Consider the following 9,003-nt stretch of genomic DNA (forward strand, 5'->3'; position numbering starts at 1 on the left):
GGTCGAGGCGCTAAACTGCCACCCATTCCGAGAGCCCCACATCCGAGCCCTGCGAGCCGGTTTGAGCTGACATGACCCGCACCCATGAAATCCGCCCCGATCTGGACGAAGGAATCGACCGCAAGGTTCTCAGTCAGCTGCGCGCGCGTTTCCTGAAGCTCAACGAGGGCCGCATGGCGCGTGCCATGGAAGGCTTGTCGACCCGTCAACAGGGAGTGTTGAGCCTCCTGCCGCTGTTTTTCCACGTCAATCATCCGCTGTTGCCGGGCTACGTCTCAGGCAGCACGCCCGCCGGGCTGTCGAACTACGAGCCGGATGCCAACGTCCTCGCCGAAGCCCAGCGCCTTACCCGTTCGTTTTCCTACAAGCCACGTCACGGCAGCAATCCGCCGCGACCGATTCACGGCCTGTTCCTGATGGGCAGCCTCGGCACCTTGGCCCAAGCAGACCAGAGCGATATGGACGTGTGGGTTTGTCACGGCTCGGACCTGAGCGAAACCGAACTGGCAGAGTTGCGCAAGAAATGTCAGTTGCTTGAAGCATGGGCCGCCAGCCAGGGCGCCGAGGCGCATTTTTTCCTGATCGATCCGGTGCGCTTCGTGCGGGGCGAGCGCGATAACCAGTTGAGTTCCGAAGACTGCGGCACCACCCAGCACTATCTGTTGCTGGACGAGTTCTATCGCACCGCCATATGGCTGGCCGGGCGCACACCCATCTGGTGGCTGGTGCCAGTCTATGAAGAGGCAAGCTACGACCGCTATACCCACACGCTGTTATCCAAGCGCTTTATTCGCGCCGACGAAACACTCGACCTGGGCCACCTGGCCTTTATCCCGCCGGGCGAGTTCATTGGTGCCGGGCTCTGGCAGTTGTTCAAGGGCATCGAGTCGCCCTACAAGTCGGTGCTCAAGCTGCTGTTGACCGAGGTTTACGCCAGCGAACATCCCAGGGTCCAGTGCCTGAGCCTGCGCTTCAAGCAAGCGGTGTTTGCCAACCGGCTCGACCTCGATGAACTGGACCCGTACGTCGTGGTGTACCGGCGCATCGAGGAATACCTGATTGGCCGTAACGAACCTGAGCGGTTGGAGTTGGTGCGGCGCGCGCTGTACCTGAAGGTCAATCGCAAGCTCACCGGCAACAGCGGTCGCACCCAGGGCTGGCAACGCGCGCTGCTCGAACGCCTGGCCCACGAATGGCAATGGGACCATCGCCAGTTGGCCCTGCTCGATAGTCGCAGCCAATGGAAAGTCCGCCAGGTCAGCTCTGAGCGCCGGGCCTTGGTCAACGAGCTGAATTACAGTTACCGCTTCCTGACCCAATTCGCCCGCAACGAACAAACCGTCAGCCTGATCAACAAGCGCGACCTCAGCGTGCTCGGCCGACGTCTGTATGCGGCCTTCGAACGCAAGGCGGACAAGGTCGAGTTCATCAACCCCGGCATCGCCCCGGACCTGGCCGAAGACACCCTGACGCTGGTGCACTCGGCCGACAAAAAAGAAGCGGGGCAAAGCCAATGGGGCCTGTACAACGGCAGCCTGACCGCGCTTGAGTGGGAGCACTTCGCGCCGATCAAGCGCAGCCGCCAATTGCTCGAACTGCTTACCTGGTGCCACCGCAACGGCGTGATCGACAGCAGCACCCGCCTGGCCTTGCACCCGGGCAGCAGCGACTTGAGCGAATTCGAGTTGTTCAACCTGCTCGGCAGCCTGCAACAGAGCATCCCCCTGCCTTTGCCGACCGTCGCCGAAGAACCGTTGCTGCGCGCCAGCGTCCCCAGCGAAGTGCTGATCCTGGTGAACGTCGGCGTCGACCCGCTCAAGCACCATCGCGACTTGAACATCCTGATGACCACCGAGCGCACCGACTCCCTGAGCTACGCCGGCGTTCGGGAAAACCTGGTACTGACCCTGGATCAGGTCACGCTCAACAGCTGGAACGAAGTGCTGGTCAACCGTTACGACGGCCCCCACGCCCTGCTCGACTGCATGCGTGATTACCTCAACAACTTGCCGGACGGCCCGCGACAACCCCGGTTGCGCGTGCGTTGCTTCTGCCACAACCGTGCGCAGTTCATTGCCCAGCGCGTCGAAGACATCCTCGACACCGCGCAAAACCTGCTGCTGAGCAAACTCAATCATCGCTACGTGATTCAGGTCCAGCAGCATTACCACGTGCTGGAATTGGTGCCCGGCAAGGTCGAACACGTCGCCGCCGCCACGCTGCCCGCGCTGTTCGATTACCTGGGTGAAGAATTGCCCCGTTACAGCCCGCTGCACCTGGACCCGATGGCGCTGGAAGATCACGACCTGGCGCTGCTCCTGCCCATGGGCCAGCCCGAGTGCATTCAGGGGTTCTACCGGATCAACGAAGATCAGGCCGACCTGTATGTACTCGATGAATTCAATGCCTTGTGGCACCAGCGTTTACCGTGGCATGACGAGCAAAGCCTGCTGGTGCCGCTGCAACGGTTCCTGCAATCGATTCAGTACCGACGCGACGCCTTGCAGCCCATGGACGCCGCCCGACCCCGCAGCCTGGACACCCTGTATTACCAGCTGCTGCCCTCAGGCACCGGCCGCGCGCGTCGGGTCGAAGCTCGTCCGGCACCGCAAACCCCGGTCAACAAACCGTTCTACGACGTACAGGCGATCGTCGGCAAAGCCGCACCGGGCAAGGTGCAGGTCACGTTGTATTGCAATCAGCGGGAGTTTTCAGAGCTGGAGCATGGCGACCAGCTGTTCAGTGTGGTCGCCCGGGAAATCGTCGGGCAACGCCGCGAGACCGAACGCTACCGCTGCTACATCACCGACCTGGACCTGTCGGGTCTGCTCGGTGATGGTCAGGGTTCAAGCAATCTGTATCTGCGTTACAAGGCCGACCTGGAGCGCGCATTGAACGAGGCGCTCGAGCAGGTCTGACGGGGAGTCATTCCGGGAAGTGGCCGCCCTGGGCTGGCTGCGATTCGACTTCCAGCAGGGTCAGCTTCAAGGTCTTGCCACCCGGTGCCGGCCAGTCGATGTGTTGACCGACTTTCAAGCCCAGCAACGCGCTGCCGACCGGTGCCAGAATCGAGATTTTGCCTTCGTCGGCATTGGCATCCTTCGGGTACACCAACGTCAAGTGGTAGTCCTTGCCACTGCTCTCTTCACGGCAGTGAACGCGGGAATTCATGGTCACGACATCGGCGGGCACTTCATCGTGACCGACCAGTGTATCGGCGCGATCCAGTTCGGTTTGCAGCGCGATAACGCCCGGCAGCGTGTCATCCAGGCTGTCGATCAGACGCTCCAGACGTTGAACGTCCAGACGGGTAAGGGTGATGGAAGGTGCGGTCATGATCAGGGCAGACTCCTTTCTTCTGCACGAAAAAAGCAAAACCCCGCCAGAAAAAGGCGGGGTTTTCACAAGCCTCGATGGGTTGAGGCGTATCCGGACACTATCACAGCTCAAAAAATATACAAGTCATGGCCCGGAGCCCTGTTTTCGCTGTACAGCTTGCGCGCAAATCACCCGCCGACGCTCGTCATCCGCCGAGCGCCATTCGCGGATGTCTTCGACATGGCGGAAACATCCGAGGCAGACTTTCTGCTCATCCAGCCGACAGACACCGCTGCACGGCGACGGCACCGCCGGGCTGACATTGCTGTAGAGCGGCTTGGGCGGACGGACGGGAGCGGGCTGCGTCACGACGTTACAGGCCTTCGAAATCGAAATCGGCACCGGCCTGCTGCTTGACGATGCGCTCAAGCATTTCGCCCAGTTGCTCTTCGCTCTTGTCGCACATCCAGCGCTCGCTTTCTTCGTCGTAATCGAAGTGGAAACCGCCGGATACCGCTGCCAGCCACAGCTGGCGCAGTGGCTCCTGACGGCTGAAAATCAACTGGCTGCCGTTCTCGAACTTGACGGTGAGCACACCGGCCGAGCTCTCCAGATCGATATCCAGGTCGCTGTCGTCAAAGATGTCCTCCAGCGTTTGCTGGGTGGCATCGACCAGATCGTGGAAACGCGCTTCGGACAAACTCATTACGGCAACCTCAAAAAGTGTCTGATCAGGCTCAAGCGCCGCAAGATACGACCGAGCACCGGTGATTGCAAAGGATAACGACCAAGGGGCCCTAACACTTCACCCTGTGGGAGCGGGCTTGCCCGCGATGGGGCCGGCAAATTCAACATCAATGTCGACTGAACCTCCGCTATCGCGGGCAAGCCCGCTCCCACAGGGTTCGATGTGCTTGCGGCCAAGGCCCGCCGGACGGGTGCCCCATCGCATAGGCAAGCTGCCGGGTGGCCGGTATACTCCGGCGCAATTAATGCATTTTCAAGGATTTCGCCATGAAGCGCCTGATCTCTTCCCTTGCTGCGCTCCTCGCGGTTGCCTGTCTTGTGTCGGCCTGCGGCCAAAAAGGCCCGCTGTACCTGCCCGATGACGACCAGGACCCTGCAGAGCAGGCCCAGTCTTCACAAAAGCAGCCGTCAAAAGCACACAAGCACGACGTCTTCCAATAAGGGATCGCCATGGACGCTTTTAACTACCGTGACGGTGAACTGTTCGCGGAAGGTGTTGCCCTGTCTGCTATCGCCGATCGCTTTGGTACACCGACCTACGTTTACTCGCGCGCGCACATCGAAGCCCAGTACCTGGCTTACGCCGATGCGCTGGCCGGCATGCCGCACCTGGTGTGCTTTGCGGTCAAGGCCAACTCCAACCTGGGTGTATTGAATGTCCTGGCGCGTCTCGGCGCCGGTTTTGACATCGTCTCCCGTGGGGAGCTGGAACGCGTACTGGCCGCTGGCGGCAGCGCCGACAAGATCGTGTTCTCCGGTGTCGGCAAGACCCGTGACGACATGCGTCGCGCCCTGGAAGTCGGCGTGCACTGCTTCAACGTCGAATCCACCGATGAGCTGGAACGCCTGCAAGTGGTGGCCGCCGAGCTGGGCGTTCGCGCGCCGATCTCGCTGCGCGTGAACCCGGACGTCGATGCCGGCACCCACCCGTACATTTCCACCGGTCTCAAAGAGAACAAGTTCGGCATCGCCATCGCCGACGCCGAAGACGTGTACGTACGCGCCGCGCAGCTGCCGAACCTGGAAGTGGTCGGCGTCGACTGCCACATCGGTTCGCAACTGACCACCCTGCCACCCTTCATCGACGCTCTCGATCGCCTGCTGGGCCTGGTCGACCGCCTCGGCGATTGCGGCATCTACCTGCGCCATATCGATCTCGGCGGCGGTCTGGGCGTGCGTTATCGCGATGAAGAGCCGCCATTGGCCGCTGACTACATCAAAGCCGTGCGCGAGCGTCTCGACGGTCGCGATCTGGCGCTGGTGTTCGAGCCGGGCCGCTTCATCGTGGCCAACGCCGGCGTGTTGCTGACTCAGGTCGAGTACCTCAAGCACACCGAACACAAAGATTTCGCCATCGTCGACGCAGCCATGAACGACCTGATCCGCCCGGCGCTGTATCAAGCCTGGATGGACGTCACCGCCGTGCGTCCGCGCACCACCGCTGCCCGCGCCTACGACATCGTCGGCCCGATCTGCGAGACCGGCGACTTCCTGGCCAAGGATCGTCAGCTGGCACTGGAAGAAGGCGACCTGCTGGCCGTGCATTCGGCTGGCGCCTACGGGTTTGTCATGAGTTCCAACTACAACACCCGCGGCCGTGCCGCCGAAGTGTTGGTGGACGGTGATCAGGCATTTGAAGTGCGTCGCCGTGAGACGGTAGCCGAGTTGTTTGCTGGCGAAAGCCTGCTGCCGGAGTAAACCCATGCTGCTGCGTTTTACCAAGATGCACGGCCTGGGCAATGACTTCATGGTCCTCGACCTGGTCAGCCAGCACGCGCATATTCTGCCCAAGCACGCCAAGCTGTGGGGTGATCGGCATACGGGAATCGGTTTCGACCAGTTGCTGATCGTCGAAGCACCGAGCAACCCGGACGTGGATTTCCGCTATCGGATTTTCAACTCCGACGGCTCCGAGGTTGAACAGTGCGGCAACGGCGCACGTTGCTTCGCGCGCTTCGTGCTCGACAAGCGCCTGACCGCCAAGCGCCTGATCCGCGTCGAAACCAAAAGCGGCATCATCGAGCTGGATGTTCGCAACGATGGGCAAATCGGCGTCAACATGGGCGCCCCGCGCCTGGTGCCGGCGGATATTCCGTTCCAGGCACCGGAGCAGGCCCTGAGCTATCAGGTCGACGTCGAAGGCACGCCGGTCGAGCTGGCCGCCGTGTCCATGGGCAACCCCCATGCCGTGCTGCGAGTGAGCGATATCAACAGCGCACCGGTGCATGAACTGGGGCCGAAAATCGAACATCACCCGCGTTTTCCAGCGCGGGTCAATGTCGGGTTTATCCAGGTCATAGACCGCAACCGCGCGCAGTTGCGCGTCTGGGAACGCGGGGCCGGGGAAACCCAGGCGTGCGGAACCGGCGCCTGTGCCGCCGCAGTAGCCGCGATCAGCCAGGGGTGGATGGATTCGCCGCTATTGATCGACCTGCCTGGCGGGCGCCTGTCCATTGAATGGGCGGGTCCTGGCCAACCGGTGATGATGACCGGACCGGCAGTGCGCGTATACGAAGGACAAGTGCGTCTTTGAGTGAGCCAAAGCCATGACCGATAAGCCTCAGGTACCCGCACGACAAGCCGACGAATCAGCGTCCGAAAGCCTCGAGGCGGCGGCGATTGCCGCGTACCTGGAGGCTCATCCGGATTTTTTCGTCGAGCATGAAGAACTGCTGCCGGCCTTGCGCATTCCCCACCGACGCGGCGACACGGTGTCTCTGGTCGAACGGCAGATGACCATCCTGCGCGACCGCAACATCGAGCTGCGTCATCGCCTTTCGCACTTGATGGATGTTGCCCGCGACAATGATCGCCTCTTCGACAAGACCCGCCGCCTGATTCTCGCGCTGATGGATGCCACCAGCCTGGAAGACGTGGTGATCTGCGTCGAAGACAGCCTGCGCCAGGACTTCCAGGTGCCCTTCGTCAGCCTCATCCTGCTGGGTGATAACCCGACGCCTGTTGGCCGTTGGGTCACTCACGCCGAAGCACAAGTGGCGATTGGCGGCCTCTTGCAGGAGGACAAAAGCGTCAGCGGCAGCCTGCGCGAGCATGAGCTGGACTTCCTGTTCGGCGAAGAGCAGCGCAAACAGATCGGCTCCACCGCCGTGGTCGCCATCAGTCATCAGGGTATCCACGGCATCCTGGCCATCGCCAGCCGTGACCCGCAGCACTACAAAAGCTCGGTGGGCACGCTGTTCCTGAGCTACATCGCCGAAGTCATGGGCCGCGTGCTGCCTCGGGTCAACAGCTCCCTGCGCTCGGTACGCTGATCATGGAACGGCAACTGGACGCTTACTGCGAACACCTGCGCAGTGAGCGCCAGGTGTCGCCCCACACGCTCTCGGCCTATCGCCGCGACCTCGACAAAGTGCTGGGCTGGTGCGTCAAACAGAACATCAGCAGCTGGACCTCACTGGACATCCAGCGCCTGCGCAGCCTGATTGCCCGCCTGCACGCCCAAGGCCAATCCTCGCGCAGCCTGGCGCGACTGCTATCGGCGGTGCGCGGGCTCTATCATTACCTGAACCGCGAAGGCCTGTGCGATCACGACCCGGCCAACGGCCTGGCGCCACCCAAAGGTGAACGCCGCCTGCCGAAGACCCTCGACACCGACCGCGCTCTGCAGCTGCTTGAAGGCGGGGTCGAAGATGACTTTCTGGCGCGTCGGGATCAGGCGATTCTCGAACTGTTCTATTCCTCCGGGCTGCGCCTGTCAGAGCTGACCGGGCTCAATCTCGATCAACTGGACCTGGCAGACGGCATGGTCCAGGTGCTCGGCAAAGGCAGCAAGACCCGGCTGCTGCCGGTCGGCAAGAAGGCTCGCGAGGCATTGGAACAATGGCTGCCGCTGCGGGCCATGGCAAACCCGGCAGACGACGCGGTATTTATCAGCCAGCAAGGCCGACGTCTCGGCCCTCGGGCGATACAGGTGCGCGTCAAGGCTGCCGGTGAACGTGAACTGGGGCAGAACCTGCACCCGCACATGTTGCGGCATTCCTTCGCCAGTCATTTGCTGGAATCCTCGCAGGATCTGCGCGCCGTACAGGAACTGCTCGGCCACTCGGACATCAAGACCACGCAGATCTATACCCACCTGGACTTCCAGCACCTGGCCACGGTCTACGACAGCGCCCATCCACGGGCCAAACGCATTAAGGGCGATGATTCATGAGTATTCAGTTGATCACCTTTGACCTCGACGACACCCTGTGGGACACCGCCCCGGTGATCGTCAGCGCCGAAGCCGTTTTGCGTGCATGGCTGACCGAGCATGCGCCCAACCTGGGAGCGGTGCCGGTAGAACATTTGTGGGCCATCCGCGAACGCATCCTGAGCATCGAGCCGAACCTCAAGCACCGCATCAGCGCCCTGCGCCGGCGCGTGTTGTTCCAGGCCCTGGAAGAAGCCGGTTACGCCCACGCGCAAGCGTCAGACCTGGCCGACCAGAGCTTCGAAGTGTTCCTGCATGCCCGGCATCAACTGGAAATCTTCCCCGAAGTGCAACCAACCCTGGAAGTACTGGCCAACCACTACGCCCTCGGCGTGGTCACCAACGGCAATGCTGATGTGCGGCGACTGGGGCTGGCGGACTACTTCAAGTTTGCGTTGTGCGCCGAAGACATTGGCATCGCCAAACCTGATGCACGCCTGTTTCATGAGGCGTTGCAGCGCGGTGGCGCGACGCCGGAGACAGCTGTGCATATCGGCGACCATCCCGGCGACGATATTGCCGGGGCGCAGCAGGCTGGATTGCGCGCGATCTGGTTCAACCCGGCGGGCAAGGTCTGGGAGGCCGAGCGCTTGCCGGATGCCGAAATCCGCAGCCTGACCGAGCTGCCAGCGTTATTGGCGCAGTGGAATGTCCCAAAATATTGATGGTGTCCTAAAAAGATCGCAGCCTTCGGCAGCTCCTACAGGTGTACACATAACCGTGGA

At 61.8% G+C, this 9,003-nt stretch carries 10 protein-coding genes; 7 read left to right on the plus strand and 3 right to left on the minus strand.

The window, feature by feature from the left end:
• The first annotated feature begins 71 nt into the window (after nucleotides 1-71).
• Entirely contained in the window at nucleotides 72-2,918 is a 2,847-nt protein-coding gene (locus ACW9JC_RS13050) for a class I adenylate cyclase (protein ID WP_457455261.1), read from the plus strand.
• A gap of 7 nt (nucleotides 2,919-2,925) precedes the next feature.
• On the opposite strand, the gene rnk is transcribed toward ACW9JC_RS13050, so the two are convergent.
• From rnk to cyaY, 3 genes are all read right to left on the minus strand, one after another.
• Nucleotides 2,926-3,336, minus strand: coding sequence for a nucleoside diphosphate kinase regulator (rnk, locus tag ACW9JC_RS13055; protein ID WP_075946457.1), 411 nt, complete (start codon nucleotides 3,334-3,336; stop codon nucleotides 2,926-2,928).
• A gap of 126 nt (nucleotides 3,337-3,462) precedes the next feature.
• The gene (locus tag ACW9JC_RS13060; RefSeq protein ID WP_419712860.1) at nucleotides 3,463-3,687 is read right to left on the minus strand and encodes a DUF1289 domain-containing protein; all 225 of its coding nucleotides are present in this window, start codon (nucleotides 3,685-3,687) and stop codon (nucleotides 3,463-3,465) included.
• Between the two features lie 4 nt (nucleotides 3,688-3,691).
• Entirely contained in the window at nucleotides 3,692-4,024 is a 333-nt protein-coding gene (gene cyaY, locus ACW9JC_RS13065; RefSeq protein WP_338583832.1) for an iron donor protein CyaY, read from the minus strand.
• 308 nt (nucleotides 4,025-4,332) lie between these two features.
• On the opposite strand from cyaY, the gene lptM reads away from it, so the two are divergent.
• From lptM to ACW9JC_RS13095, 6 genes are read left to right on the plus strand one after another with little or no spacing between them, the layout of a single operon-like run.
• Entirely contained in the window at nucleotides 4,333-4,506 is a 174-nt protein-coding gene (lptM, locus tag ACW9JC_RS13070) for an LPS translocon maturation chaperone LptM (RefSeq protein ID WP_338583833.1), read from the plus strand.
• A gap of 9 nt (nucleotides 4,507-4,515) precedes the next feature.
• Complete coding sequence (gene lysA / locus ACW9JC_RS13075; RefSeq protein ID WP_338583834.1) at nucleotides 4,516-5,763, plus strand: diaminopimelate decarboxylase; 1,248 nt, start codon at nucleotides 4,516-4,518, stop codon at nucleotides 5,761-5,763.
• 4 nt (nucleotides 5,764-5,767) lie between these two features.
• Complete coding sequence (gene dapF / locus ACW9JC_RS13080; RefSeq protein ID WP_457455262.1) at nucleotides 5,768-6,598, plus strand: diaminopimelate epimerase; 831 nt, start codon at nucleotides 5,768-5,770, stop codon at nucleotides 6,596-6,598.
• Between the two features lie 13 nt (nucleotides 6,599-6,611).
• Entirely contained in the window at nucleotides 6,612-7,337 is a 726-nt protein-coding gene (locus ACW9JC_RS13085; protein WP_416129521.1) for a DUF484 family protein, read from the plus strand.
• Between the two features lie 2 nt (nucleotides 7,338-7,339).
• Nucleotides 7,340-8,239, plus strand: coding sequence for a tyrosine recombinase XerC (gene xerC / locus ACW9JC_RS13090; RefSeq protein WP_457455263.1), 900 nt, complete (start codon nucleotides 7,340-7,342; stop codon nucleotides 8,237-8,239).
• Entirely contained in the window at nucleotides 8,236-8,943 is a 708-nt protein-coding gene (locus ACW9JC_RS13095; RefSeq protein WP_457455264.1) for an HAD family hydrolase, read from the plus strand. The genes xerC and ACW9JC_RS13095 overlap by 4 nt, the downstream gene beginning before the upstream one ends.
• Nucleotides 8,944-9,003: the final 60 nt, after the last annotated feature.

It is taken from the genome of Pseudomonas sp. SDO5591_S426 (genome assembly GCF_054070755.1).

Coding starts and splice junctions, on each gene's coding strand:
- ACW9JC_RS13050 (WP_457455261.1), top strand. CDS start 72: ATGACCCGCACCCATGAAATCCGCCCCGATCTGGACGAAGGAATCGAC.
- rnk (WP_075946457.1), bottom strand. CDS start 3,336: ATGACCGCACCTTCCATCACCCTTACCCGTCTGGACGTTCAACGTCTG.
- cyaY (WP_338583832.1), bottom strand. CDS start 4,024: ATGAGTTTGTCCGAAGCGCGTTTCCACGATCTGGTCGATGCCACCCAG.
- lptM (WP_338583833.1), top strand. CDS start 4,333: ATGAAGCGCCTGATCTCTTCCCTTGCTGCGCTCCTCGCGGTTGCCTGT.
- lysA (WP_338583834.1), top strand. CDS start 4,516: ATGGACGCTTTTAACTACCGTGACGGTGAACTGTTCGCGGAAGGTGTT.
- dapF (WP_457455262.1), top strand. CDS start 5,768: ATGCTGCTGCGTTTTACCAAGATGCACGGCCTGGGCAATGACTTCATG.
- ACW9JC_RS13085 (WP_416129521.1), top strand. CDS start 6,612: ATGACCGATAAGCCTCAGGTACCCGCACGACAAGCCGACGAATCAGCG.
- xerC (WP_457455263.1), top strand. CDS start 7,340: ATGGAACGGCAACTGGACGCTTACTGCGAACACCTGCGCAGTGAGCGC.
- ACW9JC_RS13095 (WP_457455264.1), top strand. CDS start 8,236: ATGAGTATTCAGTTGATCACCTTTGACCTCGACGACACCCTGTGGGAC.